Raw genomic sequence first — 26,478 nt, forward strand, 5'->3', positions numbered from 1 at the left:
GCGGTCAGCTCTCCCGGCCGGTCGGGGTGGAGTCGGTCCTGATCAGTTCCGCGACGGTTGCGGCAACGTGTGCCACGTGCGGTTCCTCCATGATCGTCAGGTGGTCGCCGGGGACTCCGACGACGTGGATACGGCCGCAGGTCATGGCTTTCCAGCCATTGAAGGTGTCCTCATGGCGGCTTCTGGCGGCCCGGTGCATGGAAGCCAGGACGGCGGGCAGGGGCTCCGTGGCGCGGATCAGGGTGAGGTCGTGCTCCTCGCGCGGGGGCCGGTAGGCGAGCGCTGCCTGCCAGTTCGCCCGGTAGACTCCGAACAGACGGCGGATGAGGGACCGGGAACTGCCGGCCGGCAGGGCACCCCTCTCGCTCGCGATGCGGGCCATGTACGCGAACTTCTCCTCCAGCGAGCCGAGTGCTTCGGGGATGACGCGAGTGCGTGACTCGTTGCCGTCCCTCAGCCGGAGCAGGTCCTGGAAGAACCACTCCAGTACGGCCTCGTCGTCGTGGGGTGCGCGCGGCCCGGAGTCCAGGGCGGTGGTGTCCAGGACCAGCAGGTGGGCCACCTGCTCGTCGGCCGCCCGCAGGCGACGGGCGATCTCGAAGGCGACGAAGCCGCCGAAGGACCATCCGGCGATGGAGTACGGGCCGTGCGGCTGCACGGTCCGCAGTGCGGTGAGGTAACTGTCCGCGAGTTCCTCGACAGTACGCAGCGGTGTGGTGCCCGGGTCGGTTCCGGCGGCCTGGAGCGCGTACACCGGCTGGTCGTCCGGAAGGTGCCGGGCGAAACCGACGTAGCACAGCACGTTGCCGCCCATGGGATGGATCATGAACAGGGGCGGGTGAGTGCCCTGCCGGTGGATCGGCACCACGGGGTCGTACGCGGCTGTCGCCCCGCCATCGCGCAGCCGTGCCGCGAGTCCAGCGCAGGTAGGTGCCGCGATGAAGTCCGCCAGGGAGATGTGCACTCCGTAGCGCCGTTCGATCCGCACGACGAGTCGCATGGCGGTGAGGGATGTGCCACCGAGGTCGAAGAGGTTGTCGTGGATCCCCACCGCGTCCAGGGACGTGGCGTCCGCCAGCATCTCGGTCAGTGCCTGCTCGTACGCGTCGCGCGGCGCGGCGTCGGGGGTGCGGGCCGGGGTGGACAGCAGGGTGTGGCGCAGTGTGGCGTCGTCACGCTTGCCGCTGGGGGTCAGCGGGAAGTGTGAGACCCATTGCAGGTGTGAGGGGACCATGTAGTCGGGCAGGCTGGCTCGCAACCGCTCACGGATGTCGGCCAGGTCTTCGTCCGTGCCCTCGCCGAGGAGGAAGGCCGCGAGAAAGGCTTCGTCGTTCTCGTGCCGGCGAGCCACGACCGCGGCGTCGCGCAGGCCCGGGTACCGCTGCGCCAGGCCGGTGATGGCCAGTTCCACCTCGGCCGGCTCCACGCGGAAGCCCCGTACCTTGACCTGTGCGTCGGCGCGTCCGAGGAAGACGACGTCTCCGTCGGGAAGCAGCATGCCGATGTCGCCCGTGTGGTAGAGACGGCGGTCGGCGCCGCCGTCCGGGGAGGGCTGTGGGAGGAAACGCTCCTTGGTCAGGTCAGGGCGGCCCTCGTAGCCGTCGGCCAGGCAGAAGCCGCCCAGGTAGATGTCGCCGGGCGCCCCGGCCGGGACCGGACGCAGCTGCTCGTCCAGGACGTGCACCTCGGCGCCGTCGATGGCGCGGCCGATCGGCGGCAGCGCTGGGAAGGCTGCGGGGTCTCCGGTCATGGTGTACGCGGTGACCACGTGTGTCTCGGTCGGGCCGTAGTGGTTGTCCAGCACGGCTCCCGGAAGCTTGGCGCACAGCGCGCGGATCTCCTGGGTGACGCGCAGCTGCTCGCCGCAGGAGATCAGTACCCGCAGGGCCCGGGGGATGATGCCCAGCGTGCCGGCGGCTTCGGCCAGTTGCTGGATGGCCACCGGAGGAAGGAAGACCTGCTCGACGCGCTCGCGGTCGAGCAGACGCAGCAGGGCCGGCATGTCGCGCCGCTCCGCATCGCTCGCCAGGCACAGCGTGCCCCCGGAGCACAGGGTGGAGAAGATCTCCTGGAAGGAGATGTCGAAGCTCAGCGGCGCGTACTGCAGGGTCATCCCACCCGGGGCCGCGCTGGGCGCCCCGGTCTGCCAGGCCACCAGGCCCGCCAGGGTGCGGTGCGGCATGGCGACGCCCTTGGGGGTCCCGGTGGATCCGGAGGTGAACAGGACGTACGCGGTGCTCTCGGGGACGACTTCGGCCTGCCGCTCGGCCACCGTCGTGGGCGCGGTTCCGGCTGGCCTCTCGCACTCCGTCGTCGGTGCCGTCACCATCTCGGCGGGCAGTAGGAGCGCCGGTTCTCCGGCGAGATGGGCGTACGGGGCCTCGGCTACGACGCGGAAGGGCCGGGCCTGCTCCACCATCGCGGCCAGCCGGGGGGCAGGGTAGCCGGGTGGCAGGGGGACGACCGCGCATCCGGCCCGCAGGACGCCCATGAGCACGGCCATGACACGCGGCGTACGGTCCATGGCGATCCCGATCCGGGCGTTCGCCGGGGCACCGAGCGCGCACAGGTGTCCGGCCACGTTCTCGGCGGCCTCGGACAGCTGTGCGTAGCTCCAGCGCTCCTCGCCCATGACCACGGCGGTTGCGTCCGGGGTGAGCGCGGCCTGTTCGGCGAAGCGCGCCACGACCGTGGGGTGCTGTGCCGGAACGGCACGGACCGGCGGGGGGGCGAGGAAGGTGAAGTCCGGTTCGTCGTCGGGTTGCTCGACCAAGCGGCGCAGGATGCTCAGGTAGCCGGTTGCGAAGAGGTCGCCCTGCTCGGCGGAGAACGTCTCGCCGTCGCAGTCGACCCGCAGCCGGATGCCGCTGCCGTCCGGTTCCGTGACCGCGTTCACCAGAAGTCGCAGGTCCGTCTCCTCCCAGGTGCGGAACTGGGTGAGCCGGAGGCCGGAGAGGTCAAGGACGTGCGAAAGCTGGTGGAAGTGGACGTAGTTGAAGGCGGTTTCCAGGACGGGGCCGCCGTGGTCCTCCTGGATGGCGCTCAGCGGGTAGTGGCGGTGAGGGTGGCCGTCCTGCTCCTGGCGGAAGCTCTCGCGCGCCACCTCCAGCCAGCTGTCCCGCATGGTGTCCAGGCACACGGGCACGGTGTTCAGGAAGAGGCCGGCGGTGCGCTCCGCACCGGCCACTTCGGGCCGGCAATGGGTGATCAGGCCGGTGGTCACGTCACGGGTGCCGGCGAGCATGGCAAGCGTCAGGGTGTGCGCGGCGAAGAGTACGGACTTCACGGGGAGTGTGTGTTCGGCCGCGAAGTGCCGCACTTGCTCGACGAGGGCGCCGGGCAGTTCGACCCACCGGGAGACCGGACGGTGGCCGGTGACAGGGCGGTGAGGCGCGAACGCCTCGATCGGCAACGGCGCGGAGCCGGCCAGCTTCTCCTGCCAGTAGCGCCGGGTCTCCTGCGAGCGCAGGGCGGCCTGCTCCTGCCTTACGTGGAGCGCCGCTGACGGGGGCGGCGTGCCGTCGAGGGGCCCGGTGTCCAGGCCGAGGCTGTGGGCGTAGTCCTGGAGCAGCTCACGGAGCAGGGTGGCGACGCTGCCGCCGTCGAGGAGCGCGTGGTGGAAGCTGAGGACCAGGTCAACGGTGGAGGGCAGTAGGTGGGCCCGGAACAGGTACAGCGGCGCCTGGTCGAACACGTAAGGATGGTGACGGCGTTCCTCGATGTGTGCGCACACCTCGTCCTCGGCCGCGGCGCTGTCGAGCGGACGCAGGTCGGCGACCTCCAGGCCGCCGTGGACTCGGGGGTGGACGACCTGCAGCGGTTCGGAGCCCGACAGGTCGAAGGCCGAGCGTAGCGCGGGGTGCCGTGCCGTCAGTCGGTCGAAGGCGCGGCGGAACTTTGTCTCGTCCCACGCCATTTCGAGGGTGTACCGGAAGACGTCCCGGTATTTGGCAGAGATTTCGTGCCTGCGGCTGTGGTAGAGCATGCCGAGCTGGAGCCGCGTCAGCGGGTAGGCGTCCTCAGCGCCGGGCAGGCGGGACCGGTCGACGTCGGCAACGAGGGCGAACGGGGCCTCGACGGCCTCGGTCCCGGGCGCGTCACAGGTTTCGGTGCGCGTGGCCAGGCCGGCCACCGTCGGGTTCTGCAGGAGGTCGCTGAGCGAGAAGCGCAGGCCCCTGGCCTCCGCCTCGGCGCGCACCGTGAGCATCCTGATCGAGTCGCCGCCGAGAGCGAAGTAGTCGTCGTGGACTCCGACGGTCTCCCAGCCGAGGACGCGGGCCCAGACTTCGGCCAAGACCGCCTCGGTACGGTTGCGAGGCCGGCCGTCCATGGCGGCTTGTGGCGTGTCCTGGGGCAGGGGGAGCGCGTCGCGGTCCGCCTTGCCGTTGGGGGTCAGCGGAATGTCGTCGATCCGGGTGAAGGATGCCGGGACCATGAACGTCGGCAGCGTCTGCCCGAGCTGATCACGCAGCTGCAGGGTGTCGATGGGGGCGTCGGCGACGTAGTAGCCGGCCAGGACAGTACCCGAGCCGGAGACGGTATGTCCCACGACGACGGCGTCCCGTACGCCGGGGACCGCGCGCAGGGCGGCGGCCACCTCGTCGGTCTCGACGCGGTTTCCCCGGATCTTGACCTGGCCGTCGATCCGTCCGAGGTACTCCAGGGTGCCGTCCGCGAGCCACCGGGCCAGGTCTCCGCTGCGGTAGAGGCGGCCGCCCGGCACGAACGGGTCGTCGCCGAACTTCTCGGCGGTCAGCTCCGGGCGATCGAGGTAGCCGCGGGCGACACCGGCTCCGCCGATGTACAACTCGCCTACGACCCCGACGGGTTGCGGTAGGTCGTCAGCGCCCAGCACGTACAGCGTGGTGTTGTCGATGGGCCGGCCGATCGGCACCCGCGCGATGCTGAGGCCCGGGTCGCCCGGGCAGTCGTAGAAGGACACGTCGACCGTGGCCTCGGTCGGACCGTACAGGTTCACCAGCCGTACGGAATTCTCGGCACCGCTCTCCCGACGGCACTGCTCGGCCAGGCGGTTGAACTGATCCACCCGGGCACCGGGCAGCGCCTCGCCACTGCAGAAGACATGCTGCAGGGTTCGGATGGCCCGGCGCGATGCCGCTGACTCCTCCAGCAGGTCGAGGAATGGGCCGAGCATCGAGGGAACGAAGTGCACGCGGGTGACCTGGTGCTCCCGGATCGCCCGCAGGACCTCACGCGGGTCCCTGTGACCGCCGGGCGGCAGCAGAGCCACGGTCGTACCTTCGACGGCCCACCAGAACAGCTCCCACACCGAGACGTCGAACGAGACGGGCGTCTTCTGCAGGAGGACGTCCCGTTCACCAAGCGGGTAGCGCCGCTGCATCCACGCGAGGCGGTTGACCACGCTACGGTGCTCGACCATGACGCCCTTGGGCTGCCCGGTCGAGCCGGAGGTGTAGATGACGTAGGCGAGGTCACGGGAGGTGACGAACGCCTCGACCGGGGCTCCGCTGCCGGTCAGCAGGCTCGCGACGGGTCGCAGGGGCGCGTCCCCGGGGATGCCGGCGGGCGCGTCGTCATCGACGATCACCACCTTGGCTCGGCTGTCTTGCAGCATGAAGCGCACCCGCTCAGCCGGATGGCCCGGATCCACGGGAACGTAGGCGCCGCCGGACTTCAGGATGCCGAGCAGCGCTACCAGCAGCCGGGGCCCCCGCTCCATCATCACCGCAACCCGGTCGTCCGGCCCGACGCCCTCCGCGCGCAGGGCCCGCGCGACACGGTTGGCCCGTTCGTCGAGTTCCGCGTAGGTGAGCGTCTCACCCGTCGCCGCGGTGACCGCGATCCGGTCGGGGCGGCGGGCGGCCTGGGCTTCGAACAGGCCGTGCAGGGTGGCCTGGTCCGGGTAGGGCACTTGTGGGCCGCGTGCGCGCCCGGCAGTGAGTTCTTCGTGTTCGGCCGGAGTCAGCATGGGCACGTCGGACAGCGGCCTGTCCGCCAGGTCCAGACCGTGCTCCAGGAGCGTCGTGAGGTGACCGACCACCGAGGCGATGGGCAAGTCCTCGTCGAAGACGTCGCAGGCGTAGTCCAGGTCGACGTGGATGTCAGCCGTGTCGTCGAAGGCGGACACCACGACGCCCAGTGCGTCCTGGTCGTGCGAGGGGGCCATCAGGGCCGGCCGCCGCTCGACTCCGGGGATCCGGTCCGGCCAGGACCAGTGCATGTAGGAGAGGGTCACGTCGAAGAGCTGCCGCGGACCGCGTGCCGGTGCCGACTGTGCTCGCAGGACGTCGCCGAGTGCGAGCCGCTCATGACGCCGGAGCCGGCGAGTCGCACTCTGGATGTCGGTGAGCAGTTCCCGCACGGTCCGCCCACCGTGTGCCGGGACGCGAAGCGGCAGGGTGTTGGCGAACTGGCCGAGGATGTCTTTGTGATGCTCGGCCGGACGGTTGAGGAAGGGGACGCCGAGAACCACCTCCTCGCTACGGTGGAGGCGCGTCAGGTACGTACCGAGCATGGCCGCGACGTACGTGAACGGAGAGAAGCCCGCGGCGCGGACCCGGCCGGCGAGGGCACCGTCGATCACGAAGGTGTGGCGACCGCGTTCACGCGTGCCCCTGTCTGTCGTCCGCGTGAACAGCGCGGGAGTCACGCTGGAGAGGTCTTCTCGGAAGAAGGCGCGGTCGCGGTCGCCGTCCACACCGGCGCGGTAGGCGGCATCCTCCTCGACGAACGCCAGATAGGAAGGCGCGTCACGGTCGCCCTGCCGCGGACCGCCGCCCGGCTCCCGGGTGTACTCCTGGAAGATCTGATGGCTCAGCTGGTTGAGGGCCCAGCCGTCGGCGACGATGTGATGTGCCTTGACGTGCAGATGTGTGACGTCCGCTCTCTCCAGTAGAAGGGTGGCTTCGACCAGGAAACCGCTCGTGAGGGACAGCGCCTTCGCCATTGAGCGACGCATCCACGCGGCGCAGGCTGCCTCCGGTTCGGGTTCCCGCGAGAGATCGACCACGGTGACCGGGACAGCCTCCTGCGCCACCCGCTGGAAGGGGACCCCCGCGTTGTCGGCGAACCGCAGTCGGAAGGTGTCATGGCGGTGCAGCGCGCGCCTGATGCAGGCGGTAAGCCGGTCGCGGTCCACCTCGCCGTACAGACGCTCGTGCAGGACGCAGTTGAACTGCGGGGACGCCGGGGCCTGGGAACCGGCCGACCACAGGTCGCGCTGGTACCCCGTCAGTTCGGTCCGCGTCTGATCGTTCATGTCCACCTGTTCGAGGTTCCTTCGAGCCGTACGGGGAGCTCCCGATGCCCGTTGAAGATGAGGGAGGGCAGCGGAGTGAGACGGTCGGGCGCCGCAACGGCGAATGCGAGACCGGGGTAGCGGGAGAAGAGCGCCGGGAGGGCGATGCGCCCTTCGAGCCGGGCGAGTTCGGCTCCCATGCAGTAGTGGGGGCCGTGGCCGAAAGCCAGGTGCTTTCGGGCGGTGGGGCGGGTGACGTCGAAGACATGGGCGTCCGTGCCGTGTACCCCGGGGTCGCGGCCGACCGCGGCGTAGTTGATGACGAGTGCGTCGCCCTGCGCGAAGGTCAGGCCGGTCGCCTCGTCGTGCAGGTCTTCGGTGAGGAAGCGAAGGAAGAAGTTGGCCACGGGGGCCTGGTGGCGCAGACTCTCCTCCACTACCTGGTCCCATCCGACCCGGCCCGACATGGCCAGGTCCAGCTGGTCCGGATGCGTCAGCAGGTTGACGACGGCGTGGTCCAGCAGGGCCGCTGTGGTCCCGTATCCGGCGCCCATCATCATCCAGAGGCTGTCGGCCAGTTCCTGTTCACTGAGCCGGCCCGCGCGGTGGGCATGGACGAGAGCGCTGGTGACGTCGTCACCAGGGTGCTCGGTCTTGACCGCGATGAGGGCCCCGAGGAGCTGTGTGGCCTGGGCGGTGTTCGCGGCGGCCTGCTCAGCGGTCAGATCCGTGGCGAACACGGTGTCGTTGACTCTTTGGAAGCCGTCGTGCATGGCCTCCGGGAGGCCGAGGAGCTCGGTGACCATCAGCCATGGAAGCCGGGAGGCGAAGTGCGTCCGCAAGTCCACCACTCCGTCGGGGGCGGCGGCGGCCACCTTGGCGACGTCGTCCAGTACCGCGGTTGCGGTGTCCGCGATCCGCGATGCGAGGGCGCGCACTCGACGGGTGGTGAACGCGGGCACCAGCGGTTGACGCAGCCGCTTGTGGTCGGGGCCGTGGGCGGTCTGGACGGTGCGGATGTCGACCCAGATCCGCAGGGGCCAGTCGGCGGGGAGGGCTCCATTGAGGTAGGCCGGCCAGTGCTGGTGGGCATCCATGGAGACGTGCGGATGGACCAGCAGCCGCCGGACGAGTTCCGGGTCGGTGACCGACCACGCCGGTACGCCACCGGGCAACTCGACGGGGGTGGCGGGCCCCATGGCCCGAAGCGCTGCGGCTTCCCCGTGGATGTCCGAGGCGCTGCCGTCCAGGGTGTACGGGCAGTGGTCGCGGAGGGGCAAGGAGGACATGACGTGGATCTCGCTACTCTCAATGCTGGGTGCGTACGGTCGTCGGAAGTCCGTAACGGACCTGTGGGACCGTGCCGAACCGCTCGTGGCCATGACGGTGCGGGGTGACCCCGACTCCAGCCGGGCCTTCGGGCCGCGGCGGTACCCAGTGCAGGGGGTCTGCCACGATGGCTGGAGTCCACGGGTGGACCAACTTCGGGCCACCGTGAGGTACCGCATCGCATCGTCATGGCCACGTTCGTCAGGTGAGCCGGCCCGCAACCAGCACGGTTGCGGGCCGGCTCACCCGTGTTCACTCAGACATGCCCGAAGAACAGGCTGCCCGGAGCATCCGGGTTGTCCGAGAGGAAGTGCTCACGCACCGCACGGACGAACTCCATGCGCGAGATCGCACCGTCCCCGTCGGTGTCGAGCTGGGTGAACGTGTCCATGGGCGCGTCGGTCTTCCACACGTCCTTCAGGAAGCGGGCGAACTCGTCCTTGCTGATCTCGTTGTCCTCGTCGGCGTCGATGACGTCGAAGACGACATGCCCGGCGCCGTCGGCCAGGTTGAGGCGACTGGTGTCGACGCTCGCGAGGCGGTTGGCCGTGACGAACTCGCCCTTCGAGAGCCGGTCCTGCTGGACGCCCGCGTGGCGCAGCAGCTCCAGCCAATACGTCTGGAAGTAGGCGTGAAGCGCCCTGGCCCGGCGGTCGTCCTTGCTCAGCTTGTACGCCTTGATGTAGCGCTCGGCGAGGTGCTGGTAGTCCGACCAGTCCAGGTAGCCGTCGTGGTTGGCGTCCATCGTATCGAACGTACGTTCGAGCTTGGCGGTGATGACGTCCTGTGCCGCAATAGTCATGCTGTGTCCCTTTGGTGTGGGGGAGGCGTCGTGTGGATCTTCTCGGGGCCTGTTGTGGGGTCGCAACCCGGCGAGCCCGCCCTTCACCCCTTCGGGCGCGAGCGTCACCCCCGCCGTGGGCGCGTCCGGCAGATCTGAACGCGGGCAGGACGGCGGCCCCGTCGGCACCAGGGCGAAGGCGGCGGGTCGGCGCCATGTCCTGCCGCCTTCGCCCTGGTGCCGCGAACGTCGCCGGAAGTGCCGCGGTCTGCAGTTCATTTGGGCTCCTCGAGAGACCGCCCATCAACATCCCCTACTGTTGCGACGGACAAGCCATGCCATGGGGCGATATACCGGGTACCTGTGCAGGAGCATGGCCACGGCGGAGCAGGCGAGACGGCTCGCCAGTCAATCGCTGCACGTGGCGTCGTCCGCCCCGGATCCTGAAGTGGAGTGAGTACGTGTCGAAGTCGTTGGGTCCGACACCCCCGGCGGGCCGGGCCGTGCTGATCACCGGAGCCTCATCCGGCTTGGGGGAAGCCTGCGCGCTCCACCTGTCACGGGTGGGCTTCCATGCCATTGCCGGGGTGCGTCGTCCCGAGGACGGGGAGCGTCTGCGGGTTGCCGCCACGGGGCATCTGACCCCGGTGATCTTCGACGTGACAGACGAGAAGTCGGTTCAGGCAGCCGTTCACGAGGTCACGGACCTGATCGGTGATGCCGGACTGTGGGGGCTTGTCAACAATGCCGGCATCGCTGTCACGGCCCCGCTGGAGTGCGTACCGATGGAGCAGATGCGCCGTCAGATGGACACCAATGTGACTGGCCAACTGATGGTGATCCAGGGGTTCCTGCCGCTGCTGCGGGCCGGAGCCGGACGGATCGTCAACGTGACCTCGGGCCTGGGGAACATTGCCATCCCCTACCTCGGTGCCTACGCCGCCGCCCAGTTCGCCAAGGAGGCACTGAGTGACGCGCTGCGCCGAGAACTGACTCCGCAGAGAATCCCCGTCATTGTGGTGCAACCAGGTGCCGTCCTCACTCCGCTCTGGGGAAAGATGTCCGTGGACGGGAACCGGGCGCTGGAGAGCGTCCCAGAGCCGATCCAGGGTCTCTACCGTCGCGCGTTCCTGCAGTTCATGGAAACCAACGAGACCTCGGCCCGCACCAGCCACACGACGCCCGACGACGTCGCCCGCGTGGTCTTCCGCGCACTGGTCACCAAGCGACCCCGGAGCCGCTACGCCGTCGGCCGGGACGCAGCCGGCAGTCGCGTGCTGGCCAGGCTGCTGCCCGACCGGGCGTTGGACCGGATCCTCGGCGGCATCGTCACTCCCGCCAACTGAACATCGGCAGCGCGAACGACATCACAACAGGAGGAACATCGGTATGGCCACACCTCAGGAACTGAAGGACCTGTTCACGCACAGTCTGCGCCTGCTGACTGAGAAGAGGATCGAGGAATGGATCGACCTCTTCGCCGAGGACGGTGTCCTCGAATTTCCGTACCCGACCTATGGCGTCCCGTCCCGTATGCAGGGCCGCGAAGCGCTGCTCGCTCAGATGACGATGTTCCGTAAGGAGCTGAAAGTCGAGTTTTCCGAGCCCGAGTTCTACGCTGCCGGCGACGGTCTGGTCGTGGCCGGCTTCACCGGAGAGTGCACACTGCTGGCCACGGGAGGCCAGTACCACCAGACCTACCTCTCGGTGGTGCGCTTCGAGCAGGGCCGGATCGCGCTCTACCGCGACTTCTGGAATCCCTGCTTGGTGATGGAGGCCGCCGGCGGCGAACTCGGCTGGAAGGAGATCCTGCCGACGCTCGCCCGAGGCTGACTCTTGAGCACGGCTCACGCCCGTGTGGGGCCCTTCTGGACCGCTCCAGACAGTGGGCGCGGGCGGCGAGCAGGCCGATGACCTCCGTTAACCGGCCCCACGCCAAGGAACTGGCCTGGGGGGGGGCCGTCGCGACGCGCGAGGGTGGACGGCGCCGGTGAGCACTGGCAGCCCACGGCACGCAGCCCAGCAGGCTGCGGCGCTGGACGAGCCTGCCATCCGCTGGCCCAGTGCCTCATGCGCACGCAAGGACAATCGCAACGACTGCCGGGCATGGGAGGAGTCCGGCGCGAAGGCCGCCGTGGGCACCATGCTCGGCATCGCCCGACTGCACAACCTCGCTCTCACGGGATGGCTTCTGCCGCATACGAGACCTGAGAGGTCCCGGGGAGACGGCTCCCCCCTCGCAGTCTCGGAGGGGGATCAGGCGAGGCAGAACTCGTTGCCCTCGATGTCCTGCATCGTGATGCACGACTCGTTGACGCCATCGGCGCGCTGCGTCAGCACGTGTTTCGCGCCGAGCGCCATCAGCCGTGCGCATTCGGCCTCAAGTGTGGCCAGGCGCTCGTCACCCACGAGCCCTGTGCCGACCCGCACATCAAGATGCAACCGGTTCTTGACGACCTTGCCTTCGGGAACTCGCTGGAAGAGCACGCGCGGGCCCACACCCGAGGGGTCAGCGCACGCGAAGTAGACCTCGTCCTCAGGCGGCAGCGAGTGGTGGTACTCCTCCCACGTGGCAAAGCCCTCCGGGACTGTCGGTACGACGTACCCCAGCACCTCGCACCAGAAGGCGGCGAGGCGCGCAGGTTCCGCGCAGTCGAAGGTCACTTGGAACTGCTTGATCGTTGACATCGGCGCACGATAACAGGGGCCCTGCTCATCTCCCCGGGCGGGTGGATCCACACGTTGCCGGGAGGACGGCCCCTGCCATCCGCTGCTGTGTCGTGCGGTCACAGGGGTGAACCGAGGTCGGCGCCTCTTCCAAAGGGTGGGACCCAGGATCCGATCTCAGCCGACCACTCTCGTGCCAAAGATCAGTTACGGGACAGCCCTTAGTGGGTCCAGATCGAGCCGATTTCGGCGGGGCCAGCTGCACCGATATAGCCAGACTGGCTCGGGTTCGCGGCAGCCCGGTAGTCGGCATCGCATGTCTCGGCGCGGGAGGCACATACCGGGTCTGTGCCGAGTCCGCCTGCTTGGGCGATCAGATCGCTCATATGCGAGTTGCCATTCCAGGGGGAAATGAGTCGTCCTGCGCGCCCTCATGGGCCTGATGCATTGTCAGGTATGTCAGCATCTGATCAGCATCAGTCCCTGAGCGTTCCGAGGGGCTGTCCGATGTGACGCCTGGTCGGCGGTGTTACAACAGCCTGGTTGGCGCAGAAGCGCAGGGCTGCGAGCCTTCTCGGCAGAGGGGGTCGATGTTCCTTTTTATCTTCGTCTCGACGAGCGTCCGTGTAAAGTGCAAAGCGCCCTTGACCTGCAGAAAGCTGGCAGGGAGCCGTCTTCTAGGAGTTGTAAATGCTGCGCACCATGTTCAAGTCCAAGATTCACCGGGCTACCGTCACCCAGGCCGACCTGCACTACGTCGGCTCCGTGACCGTCGACGCCGACCTGCTGGACGCGGCCGATCTGCTGCCCGGGGAGCTCGTCCACATCGTGGACATCACCAACGGCGCGCGACTCGAGACCTACGTCATCGAGGGGGAGCGCGGGTCCGGGGTCATCGGGATCAACGGCGCCGCCGCGCACCTGGTGCACCCCGGTGACCTGGTCATCCTCATCAGCTACGCGCAGGTCGAGGACGCCGAGGCCCGGGTGTTCGAGCCCCGCGTCGTGCACGTGGACGGCGACAACCGGATCATCGAGCTGGGTACGGATCCCTCCGCCCCGGTGCCAGGTACGGACCAGCGGCGCAGCCCGCACGCCGTGGCCGTCTGAGGGGAGTCGGGGATCATGCCGATCGAGTTCCAGGACGACCGTGAGGCCGGACGGCTGCTCGCCGTCGAGGACGGGGCGGTGGTCGGCCACATCGCGTACTTCGTGCTCGCCGCCGCGCCCCACGCCCTGGTCGCGGTGCACACCATCGTCGAGCAGGGGCATGAGGGCCGCGGAATCGCAGGCGGGCTGGTGAAGACCTTCTACGGGATCGCCGCCGCCGAAGGGGTGCCCGTGGTGCCGCTCTGCCCCTACGCGGCGAGCTGGGCCGCCAAACACCCCGACGAGGCGCCCGAGCCGGCCGCCGAGGTCGTACTGGCGGCCAAGGCGCAGCTCGCCGCGGCCCCCGACCTCTGGTGACCGATCTGCTCCTGCTGCACACCTCGCCCGTGCACGTCCCGGTCTTCGACGCCCTGCGCGACCGGAACCATCCGGGGGCCGTACTGCGGCACCTGGTGGTCCCGGAGCTGCTGGACCGGGCCCGCGCCGAAGGGCCGGAGTCGGTGGCTCCGGCCCTTCGGGGGCTGCTGCTCGCACAGGCGGGGCCGCCCGTGCTGGTCACCTGCTCGACCATCGGGGCGACCGCGGAGCCGCTGGCTGCGGAGCTCGGCGCCCCGGTGCTCCGGGTGGACCGGCCGATGGCGGCCGCCGCGGTACGGGCGGGGGCGCGGATCGCCGTACTGGCCGCCCTGGAGTCCACCCTCGCCCCGACCGGGGAGCTGCTGGCCGAGGAGGCCGGTGACCGGCCCGTGTCGATCGTCACGCACCTGGTCGCCGGGGCCTGGGAGCGCTTCGAGGCCGGGAACACCGCCGGCTACCTCGCCCGCGTCGCCGCGGCCGCCGACTCCGTCACCGGCGCGGACGTCATCGTGCTGGCCCAGGCCTCCATGGCCGGGGCCGCGGACCTGGTTACGGGCCCGGTCCCGGTGCTTTCCAGCCCGGCTCCGGGCCTAGCCGCGGGCCTGGCGATGCGCTAGGGCGTGTCTTGGCCCCGTAGCGCAGGCATATCAGCCGGAATCGCGGGAAGGTGGGCCATATGGTGCGAAAGCGAGATGCAGAAGAGACGCAGCCGCCCGTGCCCGGGCCGGGCCCCTTCCCCGATCCCGAGCCCATTCCGCGGCCCGTGCCGCCCGTGCCCGCCCCGGTGCCCGAGCCGGACCCGGTCCCCGCACCGCCGGGGCCCGCACCGATCCCGCAGCCCGGGCCCCTGAGTTAGCGGCCTACGACGTGCGGACCTCGGAGCGGTCGCCGCTCCAGAGGGTGTGGAACGAGCCCTCGCGGTCGGTCCGCCGGTAGGTGTGCGCCCCGAAGAAGTCCCGCTGCCCCTGGGTGAGGGCCGCGGGCAGCCGCTCTGCGCGCAGCGCGTCGTAGTAGGCCAGTGAGGCCGCGAAGGCGGGAACCGGGATGCCCTGGCGCACCGCCGCCACCAGGACGGACCGCCAGCCGTCCTGGGCCGCCGCGATCTCCTCGGCGAAGTGCGCGTCCGCCAGCAGGCTCGGCAGGTCAGGCCGTGCGTCGTACGCCGCCCGGATCCGGTCCAGGAACGCGGCCCGGATGATGCAGCCGCCGCGCCACAGCGAGGCCACGGCGCCCAGGTCCACGTTCCAGCCGTACTCCTCGCTGCCGGCCCGGATCTGGTGGAAGCCCTGGGTGTACGAGACGATCTTCGATGCGTACAGCGCTTGTTCCACCTCGGCGGCGAAGGCCTCCGCCGCCTCCGGTGCGAGCGCGGCGGCCGTCGGGCCCGCGAGCCCGCGCGCGGCCGTCCGCAGGTCCGCGTGGCCGGAGACCGCGCGGGCGAAGACCGCCTCGGCGATCCCCGACACCGGTACCCCGAGGTCGAGGGCGATCTGCACGGTCCAGCGGCCGGTGCCCTTCTGCTCGGCGGCGTCGGCCACGACGTCGACGAACGCCTGCCCGGTCGCGGCGTCCGTGTGCGCGAGCACCTCCGCCGTGATTTCGATCAGGTACGAGTCCAGGCGCCCCCGGTTCCACGCCCGGAAGGTCTCCGCGATCTTCGCGGGGGAGTAGCCCGCCACCTCGCGCAGCAGGTGGTAGGCCTCGGCGATGAGCTGCATGTCGGCGTATTCGATGCCGTTGTGCACCATCTTGACGAAGTGTCCGGCACCGTCGGGCCCCACGTGCGAGGTGCACGGCGTGCCGTCGGCGGCCTTTGCGGAGATCTTCTCCAGCAGCGGTCCGAGGGAGGCGTACGACGTGGTCGAGCCGCCCGGCATGATGCTCGGGCCCAGCAGCGCGCCCTCCTCGCCGCCGGATATGCCCACCCCCACGAAGTGGAGGCCCTGCTCCCGCAGTTCCCGCTCGCGGCGCCGGGTGTCCTCGAAGTGCGCGTTGCCGCCGTCGATGATGACGTCGCCCTCCTCCAGGAGCGGGGCGAACTCGCGGATCACGGCATCGGTCGGCTCCCCGGCCTTCACCATGATGACGATGCGCCGGGGGCGCTCCAGCGCGTCGACGAACTCCTTCGCCGACCCGGCCGCCACGAAGGCGCCCTCGTGCCCGAACTCCTCGACCAGAGCCGTGGTCTTGGCGGCCGTGCGGTTGTGGACGGCCACGGTGAACCCGTTGCGGGCGAAGTTGCGGGCGAGGTTGCTGCCCATGACAGCGAGTCCGGTGACGCCGATCTGGGCTGTGCTGGTGCTCATCGGTGCGCTCCTGCTTGCTTCGGTGTGCCTTCGGTGGGCGGGGAGCACCGAAGCTACCCCCACGCGGACCCCGGTGGATCTTTTACTCACCGAGATACAGTCAAGTTCCTTTGGCATGCGCCCCGTTGCGCCTCTTGTCATGCTGTGATCGCGACGTTAAGTTGTGCGGTTCCTGATGTCTTCGATGGGGGCTCCCATGGGTGTACGGGGCCGGCACCGCCGGTATCAGCCGAGCAGCATCAACCGGGCCTCCCTGGCCGTCACCGCCGGCGGTGCCGGGATCGCGCTCCCGCTCATCGGGGCCGGAGTCGCCAACGCGGCCTCCGTGGACACCTGGAACAAGGTCGCGTCCTGCGAATCGACGAACAACTGGCGCATCAACACCGGCAACGGCTACTACGGCGGCCTCCAGTTCAGCCAGAGCACCTGGCGGACATTCGGCGGCACCGCCTACGCCCCGCGCGCCGACCTGGCCACCAAGGACCAGCAGATAGCCGTCGCGGAGAAGGTGCTCAAGGGGCAGGGGCCCGGCGCCTGGCCCAACTGCGGGAAGCAGGCCGGACTCACGCGCAGTGGCCCGGCGCCCGCCGTTACCCCGCAGACGCAGACGCAGACGCAGACGCAGGGACAGGCCCCCGTGGCGCGGACGGCCCCGGAGCAGGGCGGCGGACCGCGCCCGACGGGGACCTCCGTCCTGCCGAACCCGTACGTCGTCGCGCCCGGCGACTCGCTCTCCGCGATCGCCACCGACCAGCACGTCGAGGGCGGCTGGCAGGCGCTGTACGAGACCAACCGGACCACCATCGGCGGCAACCCGAACCTGATCTTCCCGGGCCAGCGGCTCACCCTGCGGGTCACCACGGCGCCGGCCCTGCCGCCGCCGCCCAGGCAGGACCCCGAGAAGCCGCCGCGGACCGCCGACCCGGTGACGCCCGTGGAGCCGGCCGCCGAGAAGCCCGCCGACAAGCCCGTGCCCAAGCCGGTCGAGAAGCCGGCAGAGAAGCCCGTCGAGAAGCCGGCGCCGGAGCCCGCCTCAGCGCAGCAGAAGCCGGAGGCGGGCGGATTCTCCGCCCCCGTCGACGCGGCCCTCGGCACCGCCTACCGCGTCTCGGGATCCTCCTGGTCCAGCGGCTACCACACGGGCGTCGACTTCCCGGTGGCGACCGGCACCACCGTCAAGTCGGTGGGACCCGGCGAGGTCGTCTCCGCCGGCTGGGCCGGGGCCTACGGCTACCAGGTCGTCATCCGGCACACCGACGGCCGGTACTCCCAGTACGCCCACCTCTCCGCCCTCGGCATCAAAGCCGGTCAGCAGGTCTCCGGAGGCCAGCGCATCGGCCGCTCCGGCTCGACCGGCAACACCACGGGCCCGCACCTGCACTTCGAGATGCGCACGGGACCCGGCTACGGCTCCGACATCGACCCGCTCAAGTACCTCCGAGGCCACGGGGTCCGCATCTGACCCGCGCACGTGCGAGGGCACGACGGTGAGCAGGATCAGGCCGGCCGCCGCGAGCGCGGCGCTGGCCACCGCCGCCGTCGCGCCCGCGGCCCCGTACCGGAAGCTCTCGCCGAACAGCGTGATACCGACCGTCGCCGCCACCACCGGGTTGACCACCGTCACCGTGGCCAGCGGCGCGGTCAGCCCGGCGCCCCGGTAGGCCGCCTGCGACAGCAGCAGCCCGCCGGCCGCCAGTACCGCGATCGCCGCGAGGTCGGGCCACAGCCCGGACAGCGCGTCCGGCCCGAAGTCCTCGGCCACCGACTTGGTGAACACCGAGGCCATGCCGAAGGCCGTACCGGCGGCCGCGGCCAGCAGCACACTGTGCAGCACCGCCCGGTGCATCCGGTGCGCCGCCAGGAACAGGGCCAGCACCAGCGCCCCGGTCAGCATCAGCAGCATGCGCCGGTCGTCCTGCGCCAGCGACTGCTCCGCCCGCCCGCCCCCGCCGGTCAGCGCCAGCAGCCCGGCCAGGCCGACCGTGGCCAGCACCGCCCCGCGCCAGGCGGCGGCGCCCGCCCGGCGCCGTACGAAGACGGCGGCCATCGGCAGGGCGAAGACGATGGTCAGAGCGCCCAGCGGCTGGACCAGGCTCAGCGGCCCGTACGCGAGGGCCACCACGTGCAGCAGGGCGCCGAGGCCGTTCAGCCCCACCGCCACCCACCAGACACCCCGGCGCATCGGGGCGTACGGGTGGTCCGGCGTGGTCGCCGCGACCCGTTCCTGGACGATCGCGCCACCCGCGTACGCCAGGGCGGACACGAGGCAGAGCAGGACCGACAGCGCCAGTGCACTCATAAGGTCCACAATGCCCGACCCATCTGCGCTATTCCTCCGTCCACAGGTGGTGATCAGTCATACTCCCGACGTAGTACGGGAGTACGCAGCGTGGCTCCTCCAGCAGCGGAAAGCGACCCCGGCGGTGCCCCGGCGTCACCGTTTCGCCGCGCACGGTGACGCTCCGCTCCCGGTGTGTGAGAGCGGCGGGAGCGGGTTTGGCTCCGGGCGTGTGGGATCCGTACAGTTGCCCTTTTGAGGACTTCCGCAGCAGGCGGATGCGGACGAGTGATCAAGGAACGGCAGCGGCAATGACGGTGACCGAAGACATCCAGGACTACGGCCACGACGACGGGCACTCCTACGGGCCCGGCATCGACCCCGACCGGCTGGCCCTCTGCCTCAGCGTGCTCGACGAGCTGGACAAGCTCGACGTCGACCACCCCGACGCGATCACCGTACGCCGCGCCACCGCCGGCCTCTACCGGACGGTCAAGCAGCGCCGCCGCCAGGAGCGCCGCGCCGCCAAGACCGCCAACGACAAGGCCGTCACCGAGGCCACCGCCACCGGCTCCGCCGAGCGCATCGACGACGAGACCGAGGGCATCCTGCCCTCCTCGGTCACGGAGGCCGGCCGGATCGCCGGGATACTCCAGCGCCCGCGCTCCTGCTACACCTGCAAGACGCGGTACGTCGAGGTCGACTACTTCTACCACCAGCTCTGCCCGACGTGCGCCGTCGAGAACCGGACCAGGCGGGAGGCCCGCGCCGACCTGAACGGCAAGCGCGCGCTGCTCACCGGCGGCCGGGCCAAGATCGGCATGTACATCGCGCTGCGGCTGCTGCGCGACGGCGCCCACACCACGATCACCACGCGCTTCCCCAAGGACGCCATCCGCCGCTTCAAGGCGATGGAGGACTCCGCGGACTGGATGCACCGCCTGGAGGTCGTCGGCATCGACCTGCGCGACCCGGCCCAGTCCGTGGCCCTCGCCGACCAGGTGGCCGCGGCCGGCCCGCTCGACATCCTGATCAACAACGCGACGCAGACCGTGCGCCGCCTGCCCAGCGCCTACGCGGCGCTGGTCGAGGGGGAGACCGCCCCGCTGCCCGCCGGTGAGCTCCCCGCCCACCACGTCATCGGCGCCTTCAACTCCGGCGCGGTCGACGGCCTGGCGGCGCTGCCCGTCGGAGTGAGCGGGCTGGAGGCGCAGAAGGTCGCCGACCTCGCCCTGGTCGCGGGCAACGCCAGCCTGGAGCGGCACCTCGCCGGCACCGCCATAGACGCGGGCGGCCTGCTGCCCGACGTCGTCGAGAGCAACACCTGGGTGCAGACCATCGACCAGATCTCCCCGGTGGAGCTGCTCGAGACCCAGCTGTGCAACTACACGTCGCCGTTCATCCTGATCAGCGCCCTTCGGCCGGCCATGGCGGAGGCCGCCCGGCAGGCCGCCAACGGCCGGGCGTACGTCGTCAACGTCTCGGCGATGGAGGGCGTCTTCAGCCGTGGATACAAGGGCGCGGGGCACCCGAACACCAACGCCGCCAAGGCCGCGATGAACATGGTGACGCGGACCAGTGGCCAGGAGATGTTCCAGAGCGACCGCATCCTGATGACCTCGGTCGACACCGGCTGGATCACCGACGAGCGCCCGCACTTCGACAAGCTGCGCCTGGCCGAGGAGGGCTTCCACGCCCCGCTCGACCTGGTCGACGGCGCGGCCCGGGTCTACGACCCGATCGTCCGCGGCGAGGCCGGCGAGGACCTGTTCGGCGTCTTCCTCAAGGACTACGCCCCGGCGAACTGGTAACCCCGCAGCCCCGTCCCCGTCCTACCAGGCCCTGCTCGACCCCCTCGGCGCACCGAGGGGGTCGAGTGCGTTCCCGGGGGCCCCGACCCGGCAGGACCCGGCCGCGACCAGTTCCAGCAACGGCTGCCAGTCCTCCAGCACGCCCGCGTCCAGGCCGGCCGCGGCCGCGGAGTCCCGGGCCTGGCACAGGGTGGCCACCGCCTCGGCCTCGGCGTCGTCGTCGCGGTCGCCTTCGCGGTGTCCGCCGTCCGCGCCGGCCGGCCGGTGCGGCGACTGCAGCCGTACCAGCCGGGCCACCCGCTCGCCCAGCAGCGGGCGGATCGACTCCGCCGCCACCCCGACGGTAACCGACCCGTCACTCAGACGGAGCAAGTGCCCGAGGCAGTGCACCAGGCCCGCGATCTGCAGTTCCTTGTCGAAGGGGTGCGAGCGGCGCAGCAGGGCCGCGGTCCGCAGGCCCCGGTCGTCGGGGTCGGCGCGCAACAGCTCCATCAGCTCCAGCACGCCTGTGACGTAAGGGACTTGAGCCTCGGGCACTTCGGACCCCGCCACCGCCGACCCCCTCCGTCACACCCCGCGCGTCCGGGATCGAGCAGATCACCCGTCACGTACCCGCAGACCCACGACTTGCTGAACTAGGAGCGAAAGTAAGAGGGCGCAGCGGATTTTGCCTTCCTATCGAGCGGAGGTCCGCTCATATGTGTACTCTGGGGCATCAAGACGGCCCCCATCCGGGCCGCGCTCCACTAAGGCGCCACCGCGTCCGGAAACCTTTCATCCCTTGCCCGGCGCGCGGTCCGCTTACCGGGTTACGCGACACGAAGGAGTGCGCGGTGACTGAGAAGACAAAGCCCGAACCGACGGTGATGGAGCGGACGGGAACGAGGGCGAAGCCCCGGACCGACGAACTCGGAAGCCTTGAGGTCTGGGCCCGATCCGCCCCGATCCGGCTGGCCGGGTACGAGGACGACCTGGCGGAAGCGCACATCCTGCCCGGTATCGACTAGTCCGCACAGCGGTCCCAAGCGCCCCCTCGTGCCCACGCGCACCGGGGGCGCTGCCCTGCCCGAAGCGGTTCCGGCCCGCCCCAGGCTCCCCGCCCGGTCCCGGTGAAGTTCCCCTCCCGGCTACGCCCTGAGCGTCTTCGCCGACGGCGATCACCGCTTCCGCCGCTCCACCCGCCCCGGCAGGCTGGCGGGCATGAAGCTGCTGATGCTGGGTGGTACCGAATTCGTCGGACGCGCGATCACCGAGGACGCACTGACCCGGGGCTGGGAGGTGACCGTCTTCCATCGCGGACACCACACGCCCCCGCCGGGCACCTCCGCCCTCCACGGGGACCGCACCGCCCCCGAGGGGCTGGCCACCCTCGCTTCCGGCGAGTGGGACCTGGTCGTCGACACCTGGGGCGGCGCCCCCACAGCGGTACGCGACAGCACCCGCCTGCTGCGCGACCGGGCCGGGCGGTACGCGTACATCTCCAGCCGCTCGGTGTACGCGTACCCCGCCCCCGCCGGTCTCGCCGAGGACGGCCGCCTGGTCGGAGGCTCGCCGGACGCCGGGCCGACCGCCTACCCCGAGGACAAGCGGGGCGCCGAACTCGCCGCCCTGGACGCCTTCGCGGACCGCGCCCTGCTGGTGCGCGCCGGGCTGATCCTCGGCCCGTACGAGAACGTCGGCCGGCTGCCGTGGTGGCTGAACCGCACCGCCCGCGGCGGCCCGGTGCTCGCCCCGGGACCGCGGGAGCTCCCGATCCAGTACATCGACGTACGCGACCTCGCACACTGGACCCTGGACGCCGCCGAGGCCGGGCTCGGGGGCGCGTACAACCTGGTTTCCCCGTCCGGGCACGCCACGATGGGCGGACTCCTCGACGCCTGCGCCGCCACCACCGGGGGCGGCGCCGAACTGCGCTGGACCGACCCGGACCGGCTCCTGGAGGCGGGCGTGGCGCCCTGGACCGAGCTCCCGGTCTGGGTCCCCGAGGGCGAGGCCTACGACCACATGCACCGCGGGGACGTCTCGAAGGCGCTGGCGGCCGGCCTGACGTGCCGGCCGGTCGAGGAGACCGTGGCCGACACCTGGGCCTGGCTGCGCACGCTCGGCGGTGCCGCCCCGCAGCGCCCCGACGTGCCGGCCAAGGGCATCTCCGCGGAGCGGGAGGCCGCGCTACTCGGGCTCTGAGCGGCGAGCGTCCGCGAGGCGGGTCGGCGGGAGGTACTCGCGCACGAGCGTGCGGTGCCACCAGGCCCCCGTCTCGCGCAGCTCCCGCCAGGTGGTGAACCGGTAGCGGTACAGCAGGGCGCGGACATGGACGGGCGGGGCGTCCGGGAACGGGTTGTCGCGCAGCAGCCGCAGCGTGTCCCGGTCGCCCGCCAGCAGCCGCTCCACGAACGGCCCGAACCAGTCCCGCGCGTAGTCCGGGGAGATCGCGGCGAACCACATCAGCCAGTCCAGCCGCAGGTGGTACGGGGCGAACTGGCGCGGAATCCGGTGCGGTTCACCCGGTTTCCCCTTGAAGCCGTACTCGCGCCAGTCCCCGTCCGCGCGCGGCACCCGGTCCGCGGTGCCCTCCACCGCCACCTCCATGCGGACCCGGCCGACCGAGCCGAAGGCCCCGTAGGTGTTGACCAGGTGCAGGGCGTCGAAGGAACGGTTCATCACCTGGCGGCGCGAGACCATGTTGAGCACCGGGTGCCGGCTGAGGAACAGGACGAGTACGGTCACCGCGCACACCAGGACCACGAACCACACGGGACCCGTGCGCGAGGCGGCCGCCGGGGGAGCGCCCGCGAGCCCGGTGAAGTCCACGGCCGAGACGGCCAGCGTGATCGTCAGCCAGTTCAGCCAGGCGAAATTGCCCGAGAGCACCAGCCACAGCTGCGTCGCCATGATGATCCCGGCGGCGTACGAGGCCACCGGCTGCGGGGTGAACAGCAGCACCGGGACGATCAGTTGGGTCACGTGGTTGGCCGCGCACTCCACCCGGTGCAGCGGCTTCGGCAGACGGTGGAAGAACCAGCTCAGCGGCCCGGCCATCGGCTGCGTCTCGTGGTGGAAGTACAGGCAGGTCAGCTTGCGCCAGCAGGGGTCCCCGCGCATCTTGATCAGTCCGGCCCCGAATTCCACGCGGAAGAGCACCCAGCGCAGCAGCCACAGCACCAGCACGGGCGGCCCGGCCCGCGCGTTGCCGAGGAACACGGCGAGGAAGCCCACCTCCAGCAGCAGCGACTCCCAGCCGAAGGAGTACCAGGTCTGCCCCACGTTCACGATCGAGAGGTAGAGCAGCCACAGCACGGCCCACATCGCCATGGCCGCGCCCAGCGGCACCTCGTCCCCGGCCCCGGCGGCCAGCGCCGCGGCCAGCGCCGCGCCGCCCCAGGCGCAGCCCGCGAAGAGCCGGTCGGAGTAGCGCAGTTGGAAGAGGCTCGGGGCGCGCCGGAAGGGCACGTACCGTACGTAGCGCGGTACGGGCGTCATGCCGTGCGCCCCGATCAGGGCCCGGAACTGCAGGGCGGCCCCGAGGAAGGCGACGAGGTAGAGCCCGGCCAGGGCCCGCTGGAAGACCAGCCGGGCGAGCCAGTATCCGGGCGCCGTGAACCAGTCCATCGTCTCCAGTATCGGACCGGTCAGCCGGTGGCGGCCAGCTTGCGCAGATGATGCCCGAGCAGGCGGGCGAAGGACAGCTGGAGGAAGGGGACCACCGGGCCGGCCAGGCGGGTGTACCAGGTGTTCGGGCGGCTGAAGGCGGTGACCGTGAACCAGACCGTGCCGTCCGGGTCCATGTCCACGAGGAAGGACTCCTCCCCGCACTCGGGGTGCCCGGCCAGGGTTCCGTAGGCGAAACCGATGCGGGCGGGCTCGTAAGCGGTCCAGATCACCTCGCACGGAGCGTCGATCCGCAGCGGCCCGAAGCCGATCCCGACGGTCACCCGGCTGCCGGGCCGGACCGCGCCGTCATCGGCCCGCACGCGCATGCCCGAGGTCCGGTGGGCGTGGAAGGTGGTGACCGCGGTTCCGGCGGCCTCGAAGACGGCCCGGCCGTGTCCGAGGCGGGTGCGGTGGTGCAGGTGGTTGTATCCGGCGGGCAGCGGCCGGTGGGCCGTCGCGCCCCGGTCGGGGTAGCTGACGGTGTCCCGGCCGGCGCTGATGAGGCGGGTCATGGCGAGGTCTCCACTCGGTCGGTGGTGGTGCGCGGTCGGTGGTCCGGGCGGTCGGCGCTGCGGGCGTCGGCGGGCCGGGCATCGGCGGGTGGGGCGTCGGTGGTGCGCGCCTCGGCGGGCCGGGCGTCGGCGGCCAGCCGGCGCCAGGCGAGTACCGAGCACAGGGCGAACCCGAGGGCGTTGCCGAGGCCGTGGGTGGCGGCCATCCAGGTCAGCGTGGGGTGGATGATCCCGGTGGCCTCGCCGGCCGCCCACCACAGGGCGAGCAGCATGGTGGCCACGAGCACGGCCGCCGAGGTGGCGAGCAGGGCGCGTGTGGTCCGCTCCGTGCCGCCGGGCCGGATCTCCCGCCAGGTGAGCAGGGCCACGGCCCACATCCCGCCGGTCAGGACCACCGCGCCCAGCAGCTCGGCCCAGTCGTCTACGAAGTAGCCGAGGAGTACGAGGAGGGTGCCCGCCGGGACGCTGTACGCCGCCCAGCGCGCGAGGCCGCCGGTCCCGGCGCGGCCCCCCACGGCGCGGCACACCAGCCCGGCGACCAGGGCGGCGGTGAACCCGGCGAAGTGGAAGTGGGGCACGGTCAGCGCCAGGATGTCGAGGTCGAAGCCGAAGAGCCGGTACCCGGCGCGCTCGGCGACCAGCGCGGTGGCGGCGATCGACGGCGAGACCAGCGCGGTGGCGACGGCGACCGCGGGCGGGGTCAGGGAGCGGGCGCGCAGCAGCCGGACCGGGGCCCGGGCGGCGAGCGCCAGGCAGGCCGCCGCGTACAGCACGGCGAGCGCGGTGGCGGGCGTCCCGCGCGGCAGCCACAGGCACAGGGCTCCGGGGGCGGCCGCGACCGGCCAGAGGCGGGCCGTGCGCCGGAGCCGGGCCGGGTCGATGAGCAGCAGGCCGGCCGGGACCACGTAGAGCATGCCCAGGGTGACGATCACGTTCACCAGTGCCGTCACCCTGGACTCCCCCCAACGCTGCGGTCCAACGCCTTGAACGCGTTCAACTCACGGTGGTGAGCCTACGGCGTTCCTTGAACATGTTCAAGGAACGCTCCGGTTGCGGCTCCCGCGCGGATGCGGCAGACAAGAGGGAGCAACCGGGGCGAAAAGGGAGATTCAAGTGAACGGATCGTCACTTCCGACACCGCGTCAGGCGTCGCGTCGTCATGCACCCGCCGGAACTGCCCTCTTCGCCCTCCTCGGCCTCCTCGCCGCGGCGTGCGGCAGCAGCCCGGAGCAGCCGGCCGGCGCCCCCGGAGCCGAGAGCCAGGAGGTCTACCTCCAGCCCGTGGCCTCCGCCGGCCCCGACCCCTTCACCGCCTCCTCGGCCACCGCCGAGTCCGCCCCCGTACAGCCCCCGCTGCCCAACGCGACCGGCCAGGGCATCCGCACCGTCAACGCGGCCACCCCCGGCCTGTACGGAGGCACCCAGCGGCTCGGCAGCTGCGACGTGGAACAGCAGATCCGCTTCCTGACCGACGACAAGGCCAAGGCCCAGGCCTTCGCCGAGGCGTCGAACATCGAAGAGGGGAAGATCCCCGCCTTCCTGCGCGGCCTGACGCCCGTCGTCCTGCGCGCCGACACCCGGGTCACCAACCACGCCTTCCGCGACGGCGCCGCCGACGGCTTCCAGTCCGTCCTCCAGGCCGGCACCGCCGTCCTCGTGGACGAGCACGGCATGCCCCGGGTCCGCTGCGGCTGCGGAAACCCGCTGGCCTCCCCGCGCACCGCCAAGGGATCCCCGGTGCACAAGGGCGACCCGTGGAGCGGCTACCAGGCCAACCAGGTCGTCGTCATCGAACCGACCACCCACGTGATCAACAACCTGGTGATCGTCAACATCGCCGACAACACCTGGATCGAACGCAAGCGGGGAGACGACGGCGCGCAGGACCGGCCCCCGAAGGCGCTGCCCCCGTACGACCCGTCCGCCGGTATCCCGGACGGGCCGCTCACCCCGCCGGGGTCCGCGTCCGGCGACCCCTGCCCGCCGAACCAGGCCTCTCCGGCCTCACCGGCCGCTCCGAACGCCCCGGCCGCTCCGACGCCGGGGGCGACGGACTGCCCGCAGGGCTCGCAGAGCTCACCCGGCGCGAACCTGCCGCGGAACCCGGGCACGCCGTCGAACCCGTCCACCCGGCCGCAGCAACCGGAGCAGCCGCAGCAGCGGCCGCCGTCCGGCACTCCCTCGGACCCCTTGGCCGGCCTGCCGCCGCTGGACCCCGGTGAGCTGGGGCTGCTTCCCCCGGAGCCCGACGGATCGGGCCTGCCGCCCCTGGAGCCCGGCGGATCGGGCCTGCTGCCCGCCGACCCCGCCGACCCCGCCGACCCCGTCGATCCGTACAACCCGGACATCCCGTCCGACCTGAACGCCCCTTACAACCCGTCCGACCCCAACGCGGCCCCGGACCCGGACCTGCAGCCGCAGCCGTCGGACGGGGGCCATCCGCTGGAGAGCGCCTGA

19 protein-coding genes and 2 pseudogenes are annotated in these 26,478 nt (G+C 71.1%); 11 read left to right on the plus strand and 10 right to left on the minus strand.

Going from position 1 to position 26,478, the window contains the following annotated elements:
• Positions 1-4: 4 nt before the first annotated feature.
• The 3 genes from ACZ4YL_RS30500 to ACZ4YL_RS30510 all read right to left on the minus strand — a co-directional run bounded on the left by ACZ4YL_RS30500 (position 5) and on the right by ACZ4YL_RS30510 (position 9,350).
• Positions 5-7,240, minus strand: coding sequence for an amino acid adenylation domain-containing protein (locus tag ACZ4YL_RS30500; RefSeq protein WP_468121034.1), 7,236 nt, complete (start codon positions 7,238-7,240; stop codon positions 5-7).
• Complete coding sequence (locus ACZ4YL_RS30505) at positions 7,237-8,508, minus strand: cytochrome P450 family protein (protein WP_468121036.1); 1,272 nt, start codon at positions 8,506-8,508, stop codon at positions 7,237-7,239. Before ACZ4YL_RS30505 ends, ACZ4YL_RS30500 begins: the two co-directional genes overlap by 4 nt.
• A 296-nt stretch (positions 8,509-8,804) precedes the next feature.
• Positions 8,805-9,350: an EF-hand domain-containing protein gene (locus ACZ4YL_RS30510; RefSeq protein WP_468121038.1), complete on the minus strand. Its 546-nt coding sequence runs from the start codon at positions 9,348-9,350 to the stop codon at positions 8,805-8,807.
• 482 nt (positions 9,351-9,832) lie between these two features.
• Here ACZ4YL_RS30510 and ACZ4YL_RS30515 point away from each other — a divergent pair, with 482 nt between their 5' ends.
• The 3 genes and pseudogenes from ACZ4YL_RS30515 to ACZ4YL_RS30525 form a co-directional block, all read left to right on the plus strand.
• Positions 9,833-10,675 (plus strand): SDR family oxidoreductase, encoded by an 843-nt coding sequence (locus ACZ4YL_RS30515; RefSeq protein WP_468121040.1) that lies wholly within the window; start codon positions 9,833-9,835, stop codon positions 10,673-10,675.
• Positions 10,676-10,718: 43 nt separating this feature from the next.
• On the plus strand, positions 10,719-11,162 hold the full coding sequence (locus tag ACZ4YL_RS30520) for a nuclear transport factor 2 family protein (RefSeq protein ID WP_468121042.1): 444 nt from the start codon (positions 10,719-10,721) through the stop codon (positions 11,160-11,162).
• 253 nt (positions 11,163-11,415) lie between these two features.
• Positions 11,416-11,535: pseudogene (locus tag ACZ4YL_RS30525) on the plus strand (IS5/IS1182 family transposase); the annotation flags it as partial.
• Between the two features lie 50 nt (positions 11,536-11,585).
• Here the strand turns inward: ACZ4YL_RS30525 and ACZ4YL_RS30530 are convergent.
• Positions 11,586-12,017: a VOC family protein gene (locus ACZ4YL_RS30530; protein ID WP_468121044.1), complete on the minus strand. Its 432-nt coding sequence runs from the start codon at positions 12,015-12,017 to the stop codon at positions 11,586-11,588.
• A gap of 669 nt (positions 12,018-12,686) precedes the next feature.
• On the opposite strand from ACZ4YL_RS30530, the gene panD reads away from it, so the two are divergent.
• From panD to ACZ4YL_RS30545, 3 genes are read left to right on the plus strand one after another with little or no spacing between them, the layout of a single operon-like run.
• Entirely contained in the window at positions 12,687-13,106 is a 420-nt protein-coding gene (gene panD, locus ACZ4YL_RS30535) for an aspartate 1-decarboxylase (protein WP_468121046.1), read from the plus strand.
• A 15-nt stretch (positions 13,107-13,121) separates the two neighbouring features.
• A complete protein-coding gene (locus tag ACZ4YL_RS30540; RefSeq protein ID WP_468121047.1) occupies positions 13,122-13,463 on the plus strand; it encodes a GNAT family N-acetyltransferase in 342 nt (113 codons plus the stop codon).
• A complete protein-coding gene (locus tag ACZ4YL_RS30545) occupies positions 13,457-14,080 on the plus strand; it encodes an aspartate/glutamate racemase family protein (RefSeq protein ID WP_468121073.1) in 624 nt (207 codons plus the stop codon). Before ACZ4YL_RS30540 ends, ACZ4YL_RS30545 begins: the two co-directional genes overlap by 7 nt.
• 243 nt (positions 14,081-14,323) lie before the next feature.
• Here the strand turns inward: ACZ4YL_RS30545 and gndA are convergent, their stop codons facing one another.
• Complete coding sequence (gene gndA, locus ACZ4YL_RS30550) at positions 14,324-15,769, minus strand: NADP-dependent phosphogluconate dehydrogenase (RefSeq protein ID WP_468121048.1); 1,446 nt, start codon at positions 15,767-15,769, stop codon at positions 14,324-14,326.
• 196 nt (positions 15,770-15,965) lie between these two features.
• On the opposite strand from gndA, the gene ACZ4YL_RS30555 reads away from it, so the two are divergent.
• Entirely contained in the window at positions 15,966-17,231 is a 1,266-nt protein-coding gene (locus ACZ4YL_RS30555; RefSeq protein ID WP_468121049.1) for a transglycosylase family protein, read from the plus strand.
• 24 nt (positions 17,232-17,255) lie between these two features.
• Here the strand turns inward: ACZ4YL_RS30555 and ACZ4YL_RS30560 are convergent.
• Positions 17,256-18,068, minus strand: a pseudogene (locus ACZ4YL_RS30560) (DMT family transporter); the annotation flags it as partial.
• 290 nt (positions 18,069-18,358) lie between these two features.
• On the opposite strand from ACZ4YL_RS30560, the gene ACZ4YL_RS30565 reads away from it, so the two are divergent.
• A complete protein-coding gene (locus tag ACZ4YL_RS30565) occupies positions 18,359-19,858 on the plus strand; it encodes an SDR family NAD(P)-dependent oxidoreductase (RefSeq protein WP_468121050.1) in 1,500 nt (499 codons plus the stop codon).
• 21 nt (positions 19,859-19,879) lie between these two features.
• On the opposite strand, the gene ACZ4YL_RS30570 is transcribed toward ACZ4YL_RS30565, so the two are convergent.
• Complete coding sequence (locus tag ACZ4YL_RS30570) at positions 19,880-20,362, minus strand: hypothetical protein (protein ID WP_468121051.1); 483 nt, start codon at positions 20,360-20,362, stop codon at positions 19,880-19,882.
• A 329-nt stretch (positions 20,363-20,691) separates the two neighbouring features.
• Here ACZ4YL_RS30570 and ACZ4YL_RS30575 point away from each other — a divergent pair, with 329 nt between their 5' ends.
• Both ACZ4YL_RS30575 and ACZ4YL_RS30580 read left to right on the plus strand, forming a co-directional pair.
• On the plus strand, positions 20,692-20,865 hold the full coding sequence (locus tag ACZ4YL_RS30575) for a hypothetical protein (protein WP_162500713.1): 174 nt from the start codon (positions 20,692-20,694) through the stop codon (positions 20,863-20,865).
• Positions 20,866-21,058: 193 nt separating this feature from the next.
• Positions 21,059-22,042, plus strand: coding sequence for a Rossmann-fold NAD(P)-binding domain-containing protein (locus ACZ4YL_RS30580; protein ID WP_468121052.1), 984 nt, complete (start codon positions 21,059-21,061; stop codon positions 22,040-22,042).
• Here ACZ4YL_RS30580 and ACZ4YL_RS30585 read toward each other — a convergent pair.
• Genes ACZ4YL_RS30585 through ACZ4YL_RS30595 form a run of 3 tightly spaced genes read right to left on the minus strand, consistent with a single transcriptional unit; the run spans position 22,028 to position 24,971 of the window.
• Positions 22,028-23,467, minus strand: coding sequence for a lipase maturation factor family protein (locus ACZ4YL_RS30585; RefSeq protein ID WP_468121053.1), 1,440 nt, complete (start codon positions 23,465-23,467; stop codon positions 22,028-22,030). The genes ACZ4YL_RS30580 and ACZ4YL_RS30585 overlap by 15 nt on opposite strands.
• A gap of 20 nt (positions 23,468-23,487) precedes the next feature.
• Positions 23,488-24,021 carry a DUF1990 family protein gene (locus ACZ4YL_RS30590; protein ID WP_468121054.1) on the minus strand — a complete coding sequence of 178 codons (534 nt, stop codon included), beginning with the start codon at positions 24,019-24,021 and terminating at the stop codon, positions 23,488-23,490.
• On the minus strand, positions 24,018-24,971 hold the full coding sequence (locus ACZ4YL_RS30595; RefSeq protein WP_468121055.1) for a YndJ family protein: 954 nt from the start codon (positions 24,969-24,971) through the stop codon (positions 24,018-24,020). Before ACZ4YL_RS30595 ends, ACZ4YL_RS30590 begins: the two co-directional genes overlap by 4 nt.
• A 163-nt stretch (positions 24,972-25,134) precedes the next feature.
• Here ACZ4YL_RS30595 and ACZ4YL_RS30600 point away from each other — a divergent pair, with 163 nt between their 5' ends.
• Positions 25,135-26,478, plus strand: a complete 1,344-nt coding sequence (locus tag ACZ4YL_RS30600) for a DUF6777 domain-containing protein (RefSeq protein WP_468121056.1) — start codon at positions 25,135-25,137, stop codon at positions 26,476-26,478.

Source organism: Streptomyces sp. NPDC030021, assembly GCF_055574035.1.